At 38.3% G+C, this 21041-nt stretch carries 16 protein-coding genes; 9 read left to right on the top strand and 7 right to left on the bottom strand.

Annotated features, from left to right (window positions below; all coding sequences use genetic code 11):
* The first annotated feature begins 1146 nt into the window (after positions 1-1146).
* The 9 genes from CIK98_RS02580 (at position 1147) to CIK98_RS02535 (ending at position 15689) form a co-directional block, all read left to right on the top strand.
* Positions 1147-3042, top strand: coding sequence for a hypothetical protein (locus tag CIK98_RS02580; protein WP_141210369.1), 1896 nt, complete (start codon positions 1147-1149; stop codon positions 3040-3042).
* A 738-nt stretch (positions 3043-3780) separates the two neighbouring features.
* On the top strand, positions 3781-4146 hold the full coding sequence (locus CIK98_RS02575; protein ID WP_094382722.1) for a hypothetical protein: 366 nt from the start codon (positions 3781-3783) through the stop codon (positions 4144-4146).
* 624 nt (positions 4147-4770) lie between these two features.
* Positions 4771-4965, top strand: coding sequence for a hypothetical protein (locus CIK98_RS02565; RefSeq protein WP_094382720.1), 195 nt, complete (start codon positions 4771-4773; stop codon positions 4963-4965).
* A 61-nt stretch (positions 4966-5026) separates the two neighbouring features.
* Positions 5027-6313, top strand: coding sequence for a radical SAM/SPASM domain-containing protein (locus CIK98_RS02560; protein WP_094382719.1), 1287 nt, complete (start codon positions 5027-5029; stop codon positions 6311-6313).
* Positions 6314-6431: 118 nt separating this feature from the next.
* On the top strand, positions 6432-8708 hold the full coding sequence (locus CIK98_RS02555; RefSeq protein ID WP_240513671.1) for an outer membrane beta-barrel protein: 2277 nt from the start codon (positions 6432-6434) through the stop codon (positions 8706-8708).
* A gap of 5 nt (positions 8709-8713) precedes the next feature.
* A complete protein-coding gene (locus tag CIK98_RS02550; protein WP_094382718.1) occupies positions 8714-10903 on the top strand; it encodes a peptidase domain-containing ABC transporter in 2190 nt (729 codons plus the stop codon).
* A 234-nt stretch (positions 10904-11137) separates the two neighbouring features.
* Positions 11138-12532 carry a hypothetical protein gene (locus tag CIK98_RS02545; protein ID WP_094382717.1) on the top strand — a complete coding sequence of 465 codons (1395 nt, stop codon included), beginning with the start codon at positions 11138-11140 and terminating at the stop codon, positions 12530-12532.
* Positions 12529-14238 carry an MAC/perforin domain-containing protein gene (locus CIK98_RS02540; RefSeq protein ID WP_094382716.1) on the top strand — a complete coding sequence of 570 codons (1710 nt, stop codon included), beginning with the start codon at positions 12529-12531 and terminating at the stop codon, positions 14236-14238. Before CIK98_RS02545 ends, CIK98_RS02540 begins: the two co-directional genes overlap by 4 nt.
* 53 nt (positions 14239-14291) lie before the next feature.
* Entirely contained in the window at positions 14292-15689 is a 1398-nt protein-coding gene (locus CIK98_RS02535) for a leucine-rich repeat protein (protein ID WP_094382715.1), read from the top strand.
* A 386-nt stretch (positions 15690-16075) separates the two neighbouring features.
* Here the strand turns inward: CIK98_RS02535 and CIK98_RS02525 are convergent, their stop codons facing one another.
* The 7 genes from CIK98_RS02525 to CIK98_RS02490 all read right to left on the bottom strand — a co-directional run bounded on the left by CIK98_RS02525 (position 16076) and on the right by CIK98_RS02490 (position 21029).
* Positions 16076-16588 (bottom strand): hypothetical protein, encoded by a 513-nt coding sequence (locus CIK98_RS02525; protein ID WP_094382713.1) that lies wholly within the window; start codon positions 16586-16588, stop codon positions 16076-16078.
* Positions 16589-16624: 36 nt separating this feature from the next.
* Entirely contained in the window at positions 16625-17308 is a 684-nt protein-coding gene (locus CIK98_RS02520; protein WP_094382712.1) for a hypothetical protein, read from the bottom strand.
* 43 nt (positions 17309-17351) lie between these two features.
* Positions 17352-17846 (bottom strand): hypothetical protein, encoded by a 495-nt coding sequence (locus CIK98_RS02515; RefSeq protein WP_094382711.1) that lies wholly within the window; start codon positions 17844-17846, stop codon positions 17352-17354.
* A 397-nt stretch (positions 17847-18243) separates the two neighbouring features.
* Entirely contained in the window at positions 18244-18753 is a 510-nt protein-coding gene (locus tag CIK98_RS02510) for a hypothetical protein (protein ID WP_216358947.1), read from the bottom strand.
* A gap of 252 nt (positions 18754-19005) precedes the next feature.
* Positions 19006-19506: a hypothetical protein gene (locus CIK98_RS02500; protein WP_094382709.1), complete on the bottom strand. Its 501-nt coding sequence runs from the start codon at positions 19504-19506 to the stop codon at positions 19006-19008.
* Positions 19507-19542: 36 nt separating this feature from the next.
* Positions 19543-19776, bottom strand: a complete 234-nt coding sequence (locus tag CIK98_RS02495; protein ID WP_094382728.1) for an excisionase family DNA-binding protein — start codon at positions 19774-19776, stop codon at positions 19543-19545.
* Between the two features lie 323 nt (positions 19777-20099).
* Complete coding sequence (locus tag CIK98_RS02490; RefSeq protein WP_141210368.1) at positions 20100-21029, bottom strand: hypothetical protein; 930 nt, start codon at positions 21027-21029, stop codon at positions 20100-20102.
* Between the last annotated feature and the right edge of the window lie 12 nt (positions 21030-21041).

The following is a 21041-nucleotide window of genomic DNA, read 5'->3' as shown; positions in this document are numbered from 1 at the left end:
TCAGCACAAGCAAATTGAGCAAATTCATTTTGCATGTATATGTTTACGTAGTTAATAATAAATATATATAAATATATTATTTATTATTATATATATTATACTTATAATTTGAAACCTCCTTGAAATATAAAAAAAACAATTTGCTCAATTTGCTTTTGCTCATTTTGCTATTGTGCTTTATATAATGTGTTGATACGTAGATACTTATCTTTAATTATGCCTTAAAAATTCGGGCAAATTCGAGCAAATTCGAGCAAATTTGTTGAATCACAGGGGCTGGTTCATCGACCCGAAAGAGTGAACCGATGTACCAGTCCATATGACCCGTTGGACACTGACCTGTCACCTGTCCCGCTCAAGGCACGTTGGGCAAATTGGGCAAAAGCAAATTAGGCAAATTCACTTCTGCAGTTTGTTTTCGACACTCTCCCTTTGAATTACATACCGAAAATAAAGAAGAGAAAATCTGCGGAAATTTACTCTTTTACGGGCAAATTTTTCCTTTCGTGGTAAAAAAATTACTGTCTACAGACAAACAATAGCCAAGCAACTTCTGAAGATGCGGCAGTATGGAGTCTTTATACACGTCGTTGTCCTTATAACGGTAATACAGCAAGCTGTAAATGGGTTTTTCGTGGTTTACTATTCTGGCAACAAAATCCATCGGCTCTTTCATCGTCTCGATGGAATTATGCTAATACCTAAAAGAAATTTATTATCATACTAATATAGAGTTAGTTATATAACATTTTATATTAAGATAGTAACATATAAACAACATATTTGAGAGAGGATATTATTAGAACAAGAAGGAACAGGAAAGAATAAAAAGACCATAAGGATTGGGACGAGCAGTTTGTATTAAGGCGAAGTGAGTTTGCTGTAAGTATCAACGCATGTTTTTTTTGAAAAGAGATTGTAATCGCAATATCCCTTGTGATAGATGCGTATTATAAAAGATTTTGTGGTCTGAGCTTATTGATCATGGCTAATGATTATATTTGATATGAACAGATAGCAATATGGCTGACAATGTCTTGATATATATCACAAATCTATGGCGAATCACAAGGTTTCCCATTAAATGAGGAATTACATTAATTATTTTTGTGTATCTTTGCATCGCAATTGCAGAAAGTTATGGTTATGGGTGAGATATTAAAGAAAATAGATGCTCTTGGCGGAATCATAATCGAGGCTGGTATTAAATATACAAGCAAATTGGTGCTGTTGTCAATCGTTTTGGCAACAGTAGGATGCGACCATCAGAATGACATTGATGTGAAAATGGACATAGCAGAGAGTCTTATGAATAGCAAGCCAGATTCCGCTCTCGCGGTATTGGATGGCATCCCAGTCTCTGATGTAAAAGGAAAAGAAACATCAGCCAGGTATGCGCTGCTTAAATCTATGGCGTTGGACAAGAACTATATTGATACAACAACATTTGACATCCTTCAACCTGCTATTGATTATTATATCGAGCATGGTACTCCCAATGAGCGACTTCGGACATATTATTATCAAGGTAGGATTTATCAGAATCAGGGTGATGATGATGCAGCTATGCAAAGCTTCATGCGGGGAAAAGAATTTTGTCAAGAAGCATCCGATACCTTGGCTATGGCAAACCTCATGGTCGCTCAGGCGACTATTCTGTATTCGACATATAAGATAGATGATTATATAAAGAATAATCTTGGTGCAGCAAAATTATATAAAGCCATTAATCGTCCAGATTATGAAATATCTTGCCTTGCCAATGTCTTGGACGGTAGTATTCTTAACAACGATAGAACTCTGGCAGACAGTGTTATGTCAATCGCGCAAGAACGAGTAAAGCAAAATTCAGAGTTAGGCATGGTTATTGCTCCATACGCCCTTTCTTACGCTTTAAAATTTGGTAATAAGGAAGATATTGTAGATATTCTCCATTATTATGAACACATGCAGAATCTGAGTGACGAGACTAAATTGGATATTGTAGAGGCATATTGCAAAATAGGTGATTCTTCTAATGCTAATCGTTTTATGGATTCAATAGACTCTACTTCAAAAGTGAGAACTTCTTTGAAATATCTGGCAATTCAATCTGACATTTTGGAATCACAAGGTGATATTGCTGGAGCATTGACGGCATATCGGAAGTTTTCGACCACCATTGACTCTATTCATATGAATATCTTTTCTCGTGATCTGCTGTTTGCCCAAGAACGCCATGAAATGGAGAAAGATAATTTGATGGAAAAACAAAGAGTTGATAAAATTATTTGGTTAAGTTTATGTATTGTATTTGTATTGCTGATTATCATCGGATATGTTTACTATCGCTATAGGCTGGGAAAGGCCAAAAGCTTGTTAGACACCCAAGAGAAACAAAGACTACAACTGGAACAGGAGAATCTCAAAAGAGAAAATGAAAACCTTGAATTGAGAAGTCGTCAAATTGAACTGGAAAGACATAGTCTTCAACAAGCAAATGAAAAACTCGAATTAGAGAGGCATAATGCTGTTCTTGAGAAACAGGCTGCTCAATTAGAGTGTGAACGTCAATCTTTGGCCGCAGAAAACCTTCGGCTCAAAATTGTACAACTTGAGAATGAAAGTGAAAGTCTTAAAGAAGTATTGAAAAAACAAAAAGATTTAGCCAAACCCATTGAAGATGCTATCAAAATAAGAATAGAAATGTTGAATGGGTTATTGGCTTCACGTATCACAGATAATGACTCATACGCAGAACCGTATGGTACTTGGAAAGATCAAATTATTCAAGATAAGGACGAGTTCATGAATACCACTCGTCTTGCGTTTAAGGCTTCCCATCCTAAATTTATTAAATACCTTGAACAACATGAACTTACTGAATCAGAGATAAATTATGTATGTCTTTATGCGATTGGACTCCGTGGAAAGGAAGTTGGTGAATATCTGCAGCTGAAAAGGCATTATCATATTAGCAGTGATGTACGTAAGAAACTTGATATTGATGAACATCAAACAAACATAGGCATTTACATTAGAAAACTTATGAAACAACTGTAGTTCTATCAGATAATTACTTTATACGTTCCGAACAGCCTATCTACTAAATCAGGTAAATGGATTGTTTTTTATAGTTTGTCCCTATATACAATTCAAAGTATCAGATTTTGATGATAAATGTACAAAAAATAGACTATTTTTTAGTAGTAATACATTATCATTCAATATAATACAAAATTACCACGTTAAACTTTTATTGTCGCTTAAAAATAAAGATCATAGTATCTTTAACCATTATATAGTTGAAACCATCAATAAAGAACTAAGAATCATCAGTTCTCAAACCTCGCAATAAAACCAGTATAAGTGATACGATATAGTTCTGTATTTGTTACGTACTATTTTCCTTTCCATGACGGGCATCCTGACCCTTTATCCGCTTAAACGGAATCTGAAAAATCATGAGATTTTTCGCTGTTCATGCTATTTTCGTTTAACGATAGAGTAAGTCTGATATTTTGTTCTCATGAGAAAAGTATAGTCCATAATTTTATTCTTTTAGCGGATTTGAGAACAATAATATATAATTCTTGGGCACTGTAATTAATTAGCATTTTTAGACCTATTGTATCCAACCGTCAAACTTTTGACTCCCCCGCGCAGAAATCAATCACCCCCCCCATTTGCAATATATTGATTATCAGCGTAGTAAAAAGTTTGACTGTCAAACTTTTACCCTTGGTTGAAAACTTTTTCTACAGTAATTTTGCATCAGTTTAATCAATTAAAGTAATAACAATGAAAAAGTTACTCTCACTCCTCGGAGTTTTAATTATTATTGGATGTCTTCAAGCCAATGCCGCAAAATCTGGAGTCTATATGGACTTTTACAAGTATGGTCACGAAGGCAAAAACACAACAGTTCATCGTTCTCCTATGATAATCCCTATTGATGTATATTATGACGACGAACTACGTCAAATAGAGATTTCCGGTTCAGTGGATATTGATGTACAAATATTCCTATGTGATGAAAATGGAAATATTATTGCCTATTCTTCAATTACTAATACCACATTGGATATTCCGGAAGATTATAATGGACGACTCTCCATCAGTATAGAATGTGATAATTGGGTTGCTACTGGTTGCATAACAATATAAAGCAAGAAATCATAATAATTGCATAAACAAATCTATCGTTTTAACAAATTGGCGTTCAAATAACATTAATAAAATTAATGGAACGAAATCAGCAAGTAGAAAGATACAAATTACCGATGAGATGATTTCAAATTCTAATGGCTATGTCAAAGTCGATTAACATGCGAATATTGAGCTTGGTTACTATTGCTGTAATTGGATTGGCATCATGTAGTGTATATAGAAATAGTGCATCTGCATCTATCTCTATTGGAGAACTGAATATTGGAATGGATAAAGAATCTATTCTAACCAAATACGGGCAACCGTTTTCGTTCGATGCTCAGATTTCAGACAATGATACTATAGTGGTTTTGTCATATAAATCGCCCAAGCCGGTAGCTAATTGCGAATTTATAGTATCAACGAAACTACTATTCGTTAATAATAAGTTGAAATCCATCTCTCAAAGCGACTTCTTCGTGCCCGAGAGTGTGATATACTGCGATTCAACAAAAGTCCTTCTTAAAGATAAAAATTATAACACGAAAGATTAAAGTCGACAATAATCCCACAGACCGAACTGGATAAAAGGCGCGGAATCCGAAAAGCGAAAAGAGTAGGAATATATAAATCAGAAGAAACATGAAAGATCTGAAATTATTCTCAATTGAAGAGATGTCAGTGTTAGAAGCACTTAATGTCAAAGGTGGAATAGCAGAACTTGCTGTTACTCAGAATGGTTGTTCAAACAATGTAGCAGGATGCGCTTGTGATATTGTTATCGTGAGCCCTAAACCTACTGTTCCTACTGTTCCGACAATTCCAACCTTCAAATAACTGAGATTGCTTAACATTGGTCGGGCTATCATGTGATAGCCCGACTTTAAGAATAACAATTATGAAAGCGAGTAAATATAATTATATAATTGAGCGAACGAATATAGCCTATTGGTATAATGGAATAGAGCACAAATATTTTAGTTTGCCGATTGATTTAAGTCGTAAAATTGAGACAATAATCAATACTCCGAATAGAATAACATTGCTGCCGAATGTACTTGTAGATAAACTTACAACCGGCGGATTTCTCATTCCCGATGATACTGACGAATTGGATGTTATCAGAACAAGAAATGAAGAACGAATAAATCGGAAAGATTATTTGCTGATTATTCTTCCGACCTTAAATTGTAATTATAAATGCTGGTATTGCATACAAGATCATATCCCATCACGAATGTCGCTTGAGACTATTGAATCTGTCAAAGCACACATTAATTATATGGTCAATGTAGAACAAATAACGTCTTTACAAATAGAGTGGTTTGGTGGGGAACCATTTATGTACTTCAATCAAATTATTAATCCCGTATGCGAATATGCCAAGCATATTTGTAAAGAGCATAGTATTCCGTATATAGCAAGTGCTACTACTAATGGATATTTCCTTTTCCCAGAGAAAATTTGTGATATTAAAAGACTAGGATTCAAAAGATTTCAAATAACTCTGGATGGGCCGAAACAAGAGCATGACAAGGTGAAATTTCAGCATAATTGTGCATCGACATTTGTACATGTTTTAGAAAACATAGAGAATATTCTAAATAATTTAGATGACATACAGATTCTCTTAAGAATAAATTATACAGAATCAAATCTTAGCTATCAAATTGTAGATGATGTTAACGATTTAATTTCTCCTGCAAATCGTTGCCGAATTCAAATCAATCCAAAGAAAGTATGGCAAGAAACGGTCAGTAAAGACAGATATAATAATGTTAGTACATTATTGAATTTGTTCGAATCATCTGGCTATAAAGTAAATAGATTAGACTTTGTTTGGGATTTTGTTCCATGTTATGCCAACAGGAAATACTATAATGCCATTAACTATAATGGTGATGTGCTCAAATGTACAGCTTGTAATGATTTGTATGACAAACAATCTCATGGAATCATAAATGATGACGGTTCAATCAAGTGGAATAGTGATTTTATAGAAAAATACAAGGCCAAATCTTTTGAGAATACAGAATGCCTCTCTTGCAAATATTTACCAATATGTATGGGTATATGTCCACGCGATTATGGAAGCGCATCATATTGTAAATTCAATGGAATGGACATGAAGATAGAAGATGCTTTAGTAAATTACATTAATTCAATGTGCAATGAAAGCAAGTAATCTTTAATCAGTAATGAACTAATTATAAAATATAATATCAAAATTGGACAACCAAATGAAGAATATTGATTGGCTCAGAATCTTGATTTGTTCGATTTTGATTCAAAAATAATCATATATGAGACAGCTTGGATATATTTTTTTGTTTTCGATTATGTTGCTTGGTTGTGCCCAAATTGCAAATGCACAAGCCATTATCAGTGGTAGGATTTTGGATGTTGAACAGAATCCTATTGCTGGAGTTAACTGTTTGCTTTTGAATTTGCCCGATTCGACACAAATTGCAGGAACGACAAGTGATATGGAGGGACGGTTTGAATTGACAGTAAAAGAGGCAAAAGAATACATTCTCCAATTGTCTTGTATGGGTTATGAAAAGAAGCACCAAGTTTGTAAGCCTGGTAATTTGGGAGATATTATTCTGAACGATGATGCTATGCTTCTTGACGAAGTCGTCGTTACTCCGCAAATCCTGAATACTTTCGGCAATAAAAATCAATTGACACTGAGTGAATCATCAAAAAAGGTAGGCAACAACGCCTTGGATGCAATCGGCAGCCTGCCACAATTCAAGACAGATATCAGCAATGATGCTTTAGTTACGGTGGACAATAAAAGTATTCTTGTACTGATAGACGGAATGAGGCGTTCCTCACGGGAACTGAAAATGCTGCAAGCTGATGAAATCAAAAACATACAGTTTTATAGCGAACCTCCGGCACGATATGCTCATGAGAATATAGGTGCAGTGATTGATGTGAAAACAAAGAGAAAGACAGATAAATTATATAGTCTTTATCTTGACACAAAGAACGGTGTTACGACTGGATATGGTACAGATATGCTCTCTATGGCATATATGGACTCATTGAATATGGTTACAGCCGCATATTTCGTAGATTATCGTGTGTTGAACGACAACCGGATGAATAACACGTATTCCTATGCTGATAAAACAAATGAATACAGAGGACTGCCCGGCAGATATAACGGACAATATCATATCGGACAAATTGCCTATCAGCGTTATCAAGGCAAGAATCTTTTCAATGCCAAAGTCGAATACCGTAAATCTCCCGGCAAACAAGAATACGAACAAGAACTGATGTGGCAAAACGACAATCCGCCAATCAACAGTAGAAGTCTCAAAAGTGATTATTCTTCCGTTGCTGCTGACTTGTACTATATGTATATGTTCAATCAGAACAGGAATTTATCCATAAACATATTGAACACCTACCATCATTCAAACTCGGATAACACCCTCGCAAACAACGCAGGTGGATATACGTTTGAGAACCATATCGACAACAAATCATATTCCTTGATTGCAGAAGCTCTGTATAGCGATAAACTATGGAACGGAGATTTCAATCTGGGAACTTATTATCAATATAAGAATCTGGACCAAAAATATAACTTCACAGACTACTCAACAATCGACACACATAAAGAATATGTATATGCCGATTATAGTAATGCGATAGGCAAATTTTCATATAACATAGGTCTTGGGTTGGAAAACAATCATTATAAGACTGCGACAAACGAAAGATTCAATTATCTGGTATTCCGTCCGTCAGTGGTCTTGAATGTTCAATATAACAAACATTCAGCAATGAAATTTACCGCCGCCATAAACTCATCAGTTCCAAATGTCGGAGATCTGACCAATAGTATTGTGACAATTGACGAACATTTCTACTCACAAGGGAATACGGCACTGAAGCCGTATTATTACTATTACGCCAACCTTAACTACCAATATGCTTCTGACAACGGGAAATTTTACATTGCCCCGTCTGTGACCTATTCGTATTATCCGAATAAGAATATGCCTGTATTGTTTACCGAAGGTGACGATATTATCCTCCGGATGGCGAAAATTGATAATGTTCATTCATTAGGAGCTTCTTTGTCGTTGAACTATAAGCCTGTCAACTGGTTTGTCATTCAACCATTCTACAACTATGAATACTCAACATACAGAACACCTAATCAGGTTGTGAAGCATAATCTCCATAATGCCGGCATCGGTGTTCAGTTCCTGCCAAAGAACTGGCAGCTTATGTGGAACGGCAACATGCCGATGACATTGGTCGATGGTGACATACACACTCGTATGGGATTCAATATGAGTGCTTCGATACTTTACAAATTCAAATCAATGTCAGTAGGCTTGGAGTATATTTACAATCCGAATCCATCAAAAATCTATGCTGACATCAACGGCTTCAGCTATTCGGAAGAAACTAAGTGGAACAACTTCAAGAATCTCGTATCCTTGAAATTCACATACTATTTCTACAAAGGCAAATCTCGTGGTCACGTAGGAAAGCGTATCAGTAACTCTGATAAAGATTCAGGTTTGATTAATATTAATACTGCTAAATAATAAAAATGAGATTTCATTTTGTTAAACAATTGGATGCAATGCAATGCGGAGTTGCCTGTTTGGCAATGATTTGCAAATATTATAAAAACGCATATAGTATTGAAGCACTTTCTAAGCTATGTAGTGTTTCAACTGAAGGTGTGTCGCTATTCGCAATAAAAAACGCTGCAGAAAAAATAGGATTCAATTCAGTATACGGCAAGGCTTCTATTGAGCAATTAGTCACCATTTCTCTGCCAAGCATATTGCATTGGAATCAAAACCATTTCGTTGTTTTATACAAAGTAAAGAGCAAAAAGAAATTCTATATAGCAGACCCTGGTAAAGGATTAATGTGCTATTCATTGGAGGAGTTTAAGAAGCATTGGATTAGTTCAACTTTGAATGGAGAAGAAAAAGGCATTATTATGATTCTTGAACCCACAGAAAAATTTGGAGAAAGAAATGTTGCGGGAGTGCAAGAAGAGAGACGTTCTTTCAAATTTTTATTTGGTTACTTACTGCAATATAGAACAAATCTTATTCAAATTATCTTAGGTCTCTTATTGGGGTGTTTACTTCAACTGATCATGCCATTTCTGACCCAATCAATCGTTGATATAGGCATAAAATACGATGACATTGGATTTATTTGGCTTGTATTGTTAGGAGAACTTATGATTGTTATTGGACGTACAGCCACGGACTTTATACGACGCTGGTTGTTGCTTCATATTTCCATGCGGATAAATATTTCATTAGTAAGTGATTTCTTTGTCAAGTTGTTGAAATTACCTATGGCTTTTTTTGACACAAAGTTGATGGGAGATTTATTGCAACGTATTGAAGACCACTCGCGTGTTCAGAATTTCCTCACAGGGCAAGTTCTGAATGTTATCTTCACATTTTTGAGTTTCATTATATTTGGTATTGTTCTGTTGATATATAACAAAGTAATTTTTGGCGTTTTTATTATGGGAAGCATTATTTACGGATTATGGATATTCTCATTTCTGCGGCGTCGCAAAGTAATTGATTATGAGATATTTGAGCAGCAAGCGATTAATCAAAATAAGACATACCAATTCATTACATCAATGCAGGAAATAAAGTTGCAGGATTGTGAGCAGCGCAGACGGTGGGAATGGGAAGATACACAAGCAGACTTGTTTAATGTCCAAATGAAGTCGTTGAAACTGCAACAGACACAGGAGGCAGGTTCTGTATTCATTAACGAGATCAAGAACATACTGATAACCGTTTTTGCGGCAACTGCTGTAATAAACGGCCAGATTACTTTGGGCGCAATGCTTGCTATCCAATATATCGTTGGGCAGCTTAACTCTCCGGTCGAGCAGTTTATGTCATTTATATACTCTTTGCAGGATGTAAAAATTTCTCTTGAAAGAATTAACGAGATTCACGAAGGTAAGAATGAAGAATCAAAAGAAAATCAGGCAAAATCATTTGATAAAGAAAAGTCAATCAAAATTGAGAACATAGATTTCAAATACGACCCTCATGCTTTGAAGAAAACACTTGAGGGCGTATCTTTTGACATTCCAGAAGGGAAAGTGACTGCCATAGTAGGAGCATCAGGAAGTGGAAAGACCACACTAATTAAACTCATGCTCGGTTATTATCGAGTTATGAACGGTTCAATTTTTATTGCCGGACGTAATATCAACGAATATAACCTCAAATGGTGGCGTCGCCATTGTGGAGTAGTAATGCAGGATGGAGTGATATTCTCTGAATCCATAGCCCGGAATATTGCTGTCGATGATGGTGAGATAGATGTGGAACAGCTTGAACAAGCTGCGAAAATTGCAAATATCCATGACTATGTCATGGGGCTTCCGCTGAAGTATAACACTATTATCGGACGTGACGGAGTTGGACTGAGCCAAGGTCAGAAACAACGTGTACTCATAGCCCGCGCAGTTTATAAGAATCCGGATTTCATATTTTTAGACGAAGCCACCAATGCCCTTGATGCAAAAAATGAGAGAGCAATAGTCGAGAACCTCGATGAATTTTACAAAGGTCGTACAGTTGTAGTGGTTGCACATCGACTATCCACGGTTAAAAACGCAGACCAAATCGTAGTGGTAGATGGTGGAAAGATTGTCGAAGCCGGCAATCATTCTTCTCTCATTGAAAAGAGAGGAAGATACTATAATCTTGTTAAGAATCAACTTGAATTAGGTAATTAATTGTTAAAATATGGAACTGAATCTTTTAATTTCTGTCATGTGTAAAATTATGCGACTAAGCTTTGACATTAATGATTCTTGTATAGCAATGTCGTTGCACACTGGCAATCATAAGTCAAGGTCACCAACAACTTGGCAGTAAAGTCATTGAGATTATTTATAGCTTTATTCTTTGAAATGAGGCTTATAACTTAAAAAAATAATTAGATATTAATTCATTTTAAATAACATGATATGAAACCAAAATTTTTAATTTTAGCTATGTGTGCAATCACGCTCTTTAGCGGATGTACTGACACCATGGAGGATGTTGTATCCTCTCTTGAAAAATCTGAGGTACAAATGCCTCAAACTCGTGCGATCTTAGAAGATTCTGTCTCTTTGGAAAATCCAAAAGAACTCGTTATGTCTGATGATATGATGAGAATGAAAGAATTATATGAACAGCTTCATTCACAGCGTAAAAATCTTCCAATCTCTAACCAAGATTTATACGATGATACATTCTGGGACAATATGTACGCCATCCGCGAATTACCTGCTACGATAAAAGTTCGTGCTAAGGCTACAAGTGGTTCAACTAACGAATATGTCAATCTTTATTGTGATGGAAAGGGAAAAGAGGTTATATTGAACAATTCTAATGATGCAACTAAAAATCGTTTCTACATAAAGGTTCTACCTCCTTCAGCAGGAGTTCCATATTTAATCTATTCTGAAGCATCCGGGACACCTCTGACTGTTGGGTACTATACCAACAAACCTGATGATAAGATTTTAATGGCATCGAAAGACAATAGTGGTTCTTTGATGGGTTGTGGTTGGGACCTTTTGAAATCCGATTCATACAAAAACTATTATGCAATTCAAAGCGAGAGTTATCTTGGACAATCAGACCCAAACAATTCATGGTCAATCTTCTATTATGTTTTAGAGGCTGTAAGCGGCAATAAAATTCGCTACGCAAAAAGAGTTTCTAACAAAGCGCAACAAGAGTTTATAATCACTCCTGACAAGAAATTTGAAATTTATTCTTTGGAATATGATGTGAATTCAACTACAGTTTCCCAATCCTCATTCACAAAAACGGTTACTGTAAAAAATACATCGTCTCAACAAAAAGAAATAAATGTTCCTTTTGATTTTCATGAGACTGAAAATTCTTATTTTAATCGTAACACGTGGAATGTGAATCTTAACTTCAGTAATCAAGACATAAAATTTCAACGTCCCTCTGTTGTTGCTGGTATCGTAATTTCACCAGAACCAGACAGTCCTGTTGATGCTAATTTCATCAACACTAATACCCAATATATAGATAGGCCTATTAAATATAGTCATCCTATTCGCTGTAATCCATCTTCAATAGCTAAAGTCACTCTGAAATTTGTAAAATACAACGTAACTGTAAAATATACTGCTAAAGCGGTATATGAAGAAGGAGGAAACCGAAGAGAATGTATTTTAAAAGGTACTTGGTCTGGTAGTATTGTAGAGAATCCGGAAGAAATAGCCCCCGAGGAGACAATTACCTATACACCTATTGGTTCAGACGGAGATATCATCCTTAAAGAGCCTATGTTTGTTATAAAGAAAGATTCATTAATACTTATAAATCCACAATTATGAATAGACTTAAAAGCATATTAACGGTAGTTATATCCATTTTTTTAATGGTAAGCTGCACCAATGATGACAATTATATGTCTTCATTGGATTGCAATGATAATACTGAGAATATTATTCTTCAGGACAGGCAAGTTTCGGTACCGCATGTCAAAAAACTTCCACTCAAAGCATTAGACAATAACGCTACAAGAAGTGGTTCTAATAATGGAGGTTTGATAGGAGACTCTGAATTGATGCTTGGATATTCATACACAATTGGGAACTCCATACTTGGTGATATGGAAAATGTAAAGTTTCCTGTTCTTGATCTTGGAAGAATTAAAGCTAAATATTCTTCATTGATTACAGCGAAACCTTTGAGGTCTTCTTCGGCTTATTCATTTACTTATAATGGAATGTCGAGATATGAAACGAACAGCCAAATATCAAAAACAGTAAAGAGTGGTTTTAGTCTGAATGTAGGACTTTTCAAAATTGGAAGAGAAAAGAAGATGACTGAACTTTTTAAATCAGCCTCTTCCTTTGGTTTAAAATGTGTTTATGGCGAATTAAATATAGAAGTTAAAGGAAGTCAATATGAATTATTATCAACGATAGATAAAAGGAAAATTTATGCCCGTGAATGCTTGAGCCAAACATTCCTTACTGATTTATATCGTGGGACAATAGGAAACCTGATAGACTCTTATGGGCCATTCGTACTCCGTAGTTATATTACTGGAGGTAAGGCTACAGCTTTTTATGCAGGAAAGTCTGAGACCGGATCTGATTCCGAGTCAAGAGAGAAGGGGTTGACAAAAGATATTAATGCCTCTTTCTCATGGAAATCCGGATCTGATTCCAATTCAGCATCAGGAACTCTTTCTTTTGGGAAAAATACAGGATCCGGTAGCTCTTCTCAGTATGAAACAGAAAATACAGAAATCTACATTCAAACATTTGGAGGAACACCTACTTTGCAGACCATAGTTTCACCTACGAAGTTAGATAACCTGTCGATAGATTTAACTCCATGGTTAAATTCACTGAATAATAGTAATACTTATACTATGATAGATATAACATCAGGTTATAATGAAGAGGAATGTGGATTATATCCAATGTCAGATTTTGTATTGGAGAAAAATTTCAAATTCCGAATGGATGACACGACAAACGGCTTTCTTGAATCTTTAGATGAAGTTCAAGATCCAAAATTCGAGATAGTAAAGGTGCTAGCAAGAACAACATCATCTGGTGAAAAATTATATGAGGTGGCAGCTGTGATGACCACACGCCAAGGAGACAAAATTGTTCTAAGTGATGGAGCATATAACAGCTCAACAGACAACGAACTTCGTGCTAATAACAATAACCAAACGATGATGAACAAAGTTCAGGAAATATATGCCAAGAAAAAAACGATATTTCAGGGACTGCAATTTTCAACAAATTACAATACCACTTATAATCCGAATGTACGTAAACCTCTTTGTGTTCGCATGAATGGTTTTAATGAGGATAATATGTACCTGTATGAAGATACAAATTCTAATATGCGGTATATTTATGATCCTACCAACAAAATAGCGTTGTCATATCTTTATGATGAAGATTACGAAGATTATGTTTTGGATTATTATGGAATACGTGAGTGGGTGGAGTCATTACCAAAGCGTAAGATTTCCATGATGATACTTCAGAATTATACGATAATCGGTCTTTAAATAATAACTTGGGAGGGACAAATACTTGTCTCTCCTCTTAAACGCACTATACAATGAGATTGATCAAATATTTATTAGGCGTCATAGTAACATTGTTTATGTCTGGATGCCATGACAATGAAATTGAAAATATATCATGGTCTGAGGACGCATTGGTTATTGTAAGGGAAGGAATTAATCTTAATCACAATCAGGCGGAAGTAATTTTGAGTTTTACCTCTATATACTCAGATGTTTCTGTGTCCTCGGACGAATCATGGATTGACGTTTCACTATCTTTGACAGATGGTGTTGGAGAACTATGTGTCAGTGTTTTGGAGAATTCCGAAATTTTTTCAAGACAAGGAAATGTGGTTGTGTATTCCCAAGGAGAAAGAATCATTATTCCCATAACCCAAGAAGGAGTTCCAAATGTTATACCGGAAAAAGATTGTTATAGCCATAATTATGAGAGTGGAGAAATTAGAGTAAGGGTACAGTCTGGTTCTATTCCGGCTGCCGAAATCTATCCACAAAATGCGGACTGGATAAAAATCAAAGAAATTAAAGCGGTCAATGAGAATGAATACGATGTATTCTTGATTCTTGAAAAGAACGAAGGATTGGGGCGTATTGCATCTCTGGATTTTAAAATCAATGGTCGTCCTGTGATAAAAGGTTGTGGTCCTTGTCTTATTCAAGAGCCTGCACCATTTGAAAACAAGGTTGAAATATCTGTCGATAAGCCAGGTAGTCTTCAGATTCTTTTGGGAAATAATGTCGGCAATCTTGAATGCATACGTTCTTTTAAAGTTGTTGGTCCGATTAATGGCCTTGATTTCCCGGTAATAAGAAGTTTGTTCTCAGAACAAGAAAACAACAATTTACAAAATCCTGTAAGTATTGACCTCTCTGAATGTTCTATAGTTGCCGGTTTAGGAAATCCATTTGAATACTACGGATGGAAACCTGAGAAAAAATACGAAGAAATCTTTCTATATGCAGAAATTCCCTCTGGCGTGTTCACAAATGCCGTTAATGTCAAGGAAGTAGTTCTTCCCAAAAGTTTGAAAATCGTAGGTGCTTCAGCCTTTAAGGGATGTAAAAATTTGAAACAAATTAAAATTCCCAATTCTGTAGAGGAAATTAATAGCATGGCATTCTATGGCTGCGTTGGGATGGAAGAAATACAAATTAATGCTGATTCGAATCTTTCATCAATAGGAAACCAAGCCTTTACGACTGGATCTTTATTGAAGGACTTGAATATTCCAATAACTGTAATGAATGTATCAAGTGAGGCTTTTTTAGGTTGTTCTGTTTCACGTCTCCATCTTAAATGGTTGGATCCTCTTGAAATAAAAATAGTACCTAAAACTGAAGGATGTTCACTTTTTGTGCCCCAAGGTACTGCTGAGTTGTACAGAAACACCCGAAATTGGTGTAATTTTAAAGAAATAATTGAAGAATAGATATGATGGACACTAAAAAAAACACTTCGTCTGATATAGAGTTGCGTTCAGAGAAGTTTCGCAACCTTTTAGGCGAAATACCGCCCGCATTAGTTCGATGGGGTACGGTGATAATCGTTGCCATATTTCTGATATTGTTATTAGTCGTCTGCTTCATGCCTTATCCTCATTCACAAGGAGAAAGCATTTTACAGCACTTATTTATGATGTGAGCCCAATATGAAAGGGAATAGCTTGAAAAATCATCCGTTTTTCTTTGCCATAGTTTCCCTTTTGGTGGCTGAAGAGATATAGTATTAACATAGTGTTGTTAAAAGCGATATAATATTATTGGATTATTTAGTTCGAAACGAAGGATGGCAAGATTGTGTTCTCGCCATCCTTTTTTATAACCACTTCCTATGTTTGGCATACAAAATGGCAGTACACATAACCACCATTCCAGCAGTAACGAATCTAACGATTTTCCAAAGCTCCATGGAGTGTAACAGGAAAACGTTTGCAGCAATCACAAGTCCAAGAAAGGCGGCAAGGAAGAAGAAAACTGTAAACAGGCAATAGGCGGCTGGCAAAGGGATTGATACCCTGTTGTCAGCCGTTCCTACTTTCTTTACAGTTGCCTCCACTTTGGATTTGAACGTGTCAGCAGCAAGTGCACCTTGCGCTTTGGCTAACGTCATCAACTGAGATTCCATATCCTTGGGGATATGCACGGCACTAGCTTCCTTCAACGCATCTGCAAGTGGCGACAGCTTGCCTATGGTGTCTTTGATGTCTGACAGCGTTTCTGTAAGGACGGCTATTTCCTTGTTCACTTCTGCCTCTTTTCTGTTTCGTTCCTGCTCTGGCGAGAGCTTTTCCAACTCTGCACGGAGTTGCTCTGTATTTGTAATCTTCATGTCTGTGGATGATGTTGTTACTGTTTGTAAAATCTGTTATCTTCTCATGCCTTTCTTTGGCTTTCTGCCCAATGCCTTGACGGCGGCTTGCGCACAACGGCGTGCCCACTCCTTTTCGTCCTCATCCTTGTCTCTTCCCCATCCTTGGTCGGACGAGCTGCCACCTCCTCCACCCGAAGGCGTTACATCAGGAACAGCGAGCATGGTGAAAAATGCCATCGTAAGATTGGTGAGCGGCTGCCAGTTGGCAACCTCACGACAGTCAAACTCGCCTTCAAAGAGAGACATGACATCATCAGGGATATAACGGGTGAAGGTCTTTCCTCCACTATCAATGGTGACCTTGGAACGGCTGGGCTTCCATTGCGTGTAGTCCTTGGCAAAGGTTGAACGTAAAGTCCTGTTGGTTCCTCGTGGCTTGGATGGTTGTGGCTGCTGTGGCGATTGATGCACAGGCGTACCTGGCTGCTGCGGAGACACTGCCACCGATGGCTGATTCAGTTTCATCCATGTCTTTTCTATCCTCGATGCCGTAAGGTTGCGACCTGCTCCAAGGTCGGAAGCCTTGTAACGGACATTCAGGTTTTTCTTGCTGACAAGGGTATAGCCTCTTACCACGCCTTGCTTGTCAACCTGTGACTTGACATAGTAGCCATTGCCGATAAGCCTTTGGAAATAATCATCGAATGACCATTGAGGCATGGCACGCAAGACTTCCATGCAATCCTCATTGACCTGCTGAATGTTGGAAGTCCTTATCTGATTAGCCGTTGTCCATCCTCTTCTCTTGGCAACAGCCTCTGCTGCCCGTTGTGCGTGGTTGAAAGTAACCGGCTTTCATCACGAACTGCAAGTACTCTATGACAAGGTTGGTTACAGGGGCAACTTTCTCGTACCATTCAAGCATCATGCGATGGTTGCGGAACAGAGACAGTTTCTCTTCATTAGTCAGCCCGGAAAGTGCGTTTGCAAAGTTCACCATGTCACGGCGGCTGTCGCCAAGATTTCGCAGTAAAGACTTCTCCTCGTCAGAGAGACGAGCCTTCAACTGCACACTATACAACAGCGAGCGGAAAAGCGTACTTTTATTGGTGCCGCAGCGTGATGCCAGCAGTCTTGCCATACGGTTGTCCTTTTCCGACAATCTGATGGTTACGGTGCGGCTCAGCTTGTTCTTGTCTTGGTCTGTGCTAACTGTGGCAATATTGCCTTCGGCAGCGTTACCAACTGCGATGTTCTTTATTCTTTTATTCGTCATATCAATATTCTAATTGTATATAAATTCGGCAATGATGCTGTTTCGTTGCCATTGTTATAACAGTATTCACTTCCGTTTAGAAGGGTGTCTTTACAACCCCTCTTATAAGAGGTAATTTGCAGGATGCGAGCCTGCGAGCGTCCTTATCATGCGAACGGCAGTGAGTATGCGAGAGCGCCTTGGTGTGGACAGAGTGCAGCGATGTAACACAAAGGCATATCTCGCAACAAAAAATCTGCGGCTCGGCTACGCACACATCTACAACAGCCATAGACCAATGGCATGAAGTCGTTGGAGGTGCATGAAAGCCAGTCTGACAAGCGTGGGCAATGTGCCGGTTTGCTTCTCTTTGTCCGCCTCGCAAGAAGTCGATGATGTTTCCTTCTCTTCCCTCTTGTTAAGCCATTTCCCTCTGTTTGATGCGGTGTGGATTGGCGATGAAGCCGTTCCCTTTCAGTGTCCACCCATCAATACAGGGGAAAGTCATATAGGAGGCTATCCGTGACGGATAGATTCTGATTAACCCCAACAATTCCATCCTCTGTAGAAGATTCCTTATCCGTTTACGCCCAAGGTGCCAGAGTGCTGACAGCATCTCTTCGGAATATTGCATCTGACCGATATGCAACAGCAGTGGTCTGCGGAAAACGAAATGAGGGAAAGAAGAATGATGAGGCGAAGCCTCAGAGGTGTACGAGTCTGAAGAGCAGGATGCTTCCGACACATCTGAGAACTGCATCCTTACAAGCAGGTCATGGAAGAAACGCCTGTTGGTTTTCAGAACGCCGTCATCATCTTTCGTTGTTCCATCCAACCAGACAATTGCCTCTGCGGAAAGACGGAAGATGACGCTTCCGACATTTGCCGGGAACATCGAAGATGTAGTTTCCTTGTTCTTATGATTCATGCTCTATGATAATTTGTTATTTGATTGATATAGGAGACTAAAAGCATGGGACGTTTCGCAAATCTTTGATGTGGGAGATTGTTCCTTGTTCCATGCAATCGTACTCCTTGTTAATGAAACCTTCCCATGTCAAGAAGCGGCAAGTGCAGATGTTTTGCATTTTCTGTGCAGATAGTTGGTGAAGTATATGCACATACACACAGACATCTGCAACCTGCTTGCTTCTTTGCTGAGAATCTGACATCTGTACGGTCATGGCTTTGCCGTAGCGTTTACGTTGGTATTAGCAGTACTGACGGCATTGCCACCTGGACGCTTGTCGAAGTTGTTGTAAACCTCATCGATGTCTTTCTTACAGACGGCAATGGTGAATAGGGACTGCCCCAGGAGAATCGCCTGCTGCTTGTCCACATAGTCTGCCACACGTTTCATCAGAAGAAAGGAACGGCTCACCCGATGTCCCTGTATCATCTCTGTGCTGCGCTGGTTGTTGTTCAACCCATAGTTGAGATAACGGTTCACGGCTATGCGGTCATCATGGGGCATGTCATCACACGATGTCTTTCCATCTGCAATGGCAATGTTCACCCTGATGGCATCAGCCTCGTACATTCCGACTGATTCCAGAAAGCCTCGGATAACCTGTGCTTCCTTGGAATTGTCATTCTTTCTCTCACTCTTTCCTGCACTCTTCTTCAGTGCGGGAGCGGATACCATATCGGCAGCCTTCTCCATGTTCTTGATTTCTTCCATTCAATAATCAATTAAAGGGTTAATAACTGGTGTTGTCTATTTGCGGCTGATGATGTAGCGGTTGGCTTCCTCCTCTATCTCATCCTGCGAGGAGATGCGCACACCTGTGAGGAATGCGTCGAGATCCTCCTGCTTGAAGAAACACAACTTGCCCGTAGGCTTGTACATGGGAATTGTTCTCCGCATCATCAGCTTGCGGAAGTAGGAGAGCTTGAAACCGCAATACTCGGCAGCCTCCTTGGTGCTTAACAGCTTTTTCTTTTCGCTCATATATAATCTGTTTTTGGTGAATAATACGTGCCTCATTTGTCATGAAGACAGTGCAAAGGTAGTGAGGAATTAAAGCCGAAAAATGAATGTAAACAGCACAAGGAGAGCAGATTGCGAATTATAAACGGCAATATAAACAGAACCAATCGGATTATAACGGAACTGTAAACACACTATAAACACCGAATAACCCTGCATGAGAATACAAGGGAATGCGCTTTGGCATTGGCTTCGGAAAGGGCAAAAAAATCCCGCCACTTTCTTACGGTGACGGGGAACAAGGAGTATGTCTGTCCTAACCTATCTGACATCAACTGACAGAGTCAATGCCCTTTGAAATACTGGAGGTCGTATGTGTCGAGTCCCGGACGGATGCGCGTTGCCTTGCGGAGCATTCTGGCAATCTGTTTCTGGTATTGTGTCGATGCGTCCTTGGTCTCCTGCTTGTACCTGCTGACAGTCTGTGTGCCGTTGTTGATAGGCCACAGTTTCTCGAATATCTTCCACTTGCCCTGACGTATGTTCAAAGCGGTGCATACGGCATCGGCAATATAGGCATACAGCGTCTGGTTGATTTCTCCGTCCTCTTTCCTTATGGCAGGTTTCAGCTCGTTGTCAAGGAAACCGCCCTCCTGGAGCAGCAACAAGAGGAACAGGGCATCTTTGGATTGGAGAGTCTGTGGTAACTGATCTTTTACGCCAGATGGAATGCTTGCAACCATTTTCTCATAATACGCTATCTCCTCTTCCTGGCTCATGGACTTGGGTGCAGGTGGAGGAATGACAGCCTGTGTCTCCTCTGTTTTGGACATGGCACTCTCTCTATCTTTCTTCTTGAGTTTATCATTCCAAAGTCTCAGCAAAAAAGAAGATATGTGTCTTCCATAGACCATACACACCATATACGGCAGGAGGAATATGACGGCAAAGAGGGACAGCATGACAATGGCTGTGCTCCAGTCAAGATGCTTATCTGGAGTAAGCATGAAAGACAACAGCAGGGAAAGGAGAAACCATGTGGCTGCTATGACAGAGCGGTCTTTGGAAAGCCATTTGTCGATGATGGAGTCATACAGGAGGAAGAACTCGCTCACGAGTGCTATCCATGCGAACAAGGAGAAAAAGGAAAATACAAAGCCTTCCGTGTTTGCCTCCATACGGAAGGCAATCACGGCAAACATTGTCAATGCTATTGCCGCTGTCAATGTCAGGGGCAGGAGCATGATAAGAAAAGTGTCTTTAGGGCGATTCATTGTAGGCTTGAT

It is taken from the genome of Prevotella sp. P2-180, from assembly GCF_002251435.1.
Lineage (GTDB): Bacteria > Bacteroidota > Bacteroidia > Bacteroidales > Bacteroidaceae > Prevotella.
Note: the sequence above shows the minus strand (reverse complement) of the source record. Positions and strands in the feature narration are given on the sequence as shown.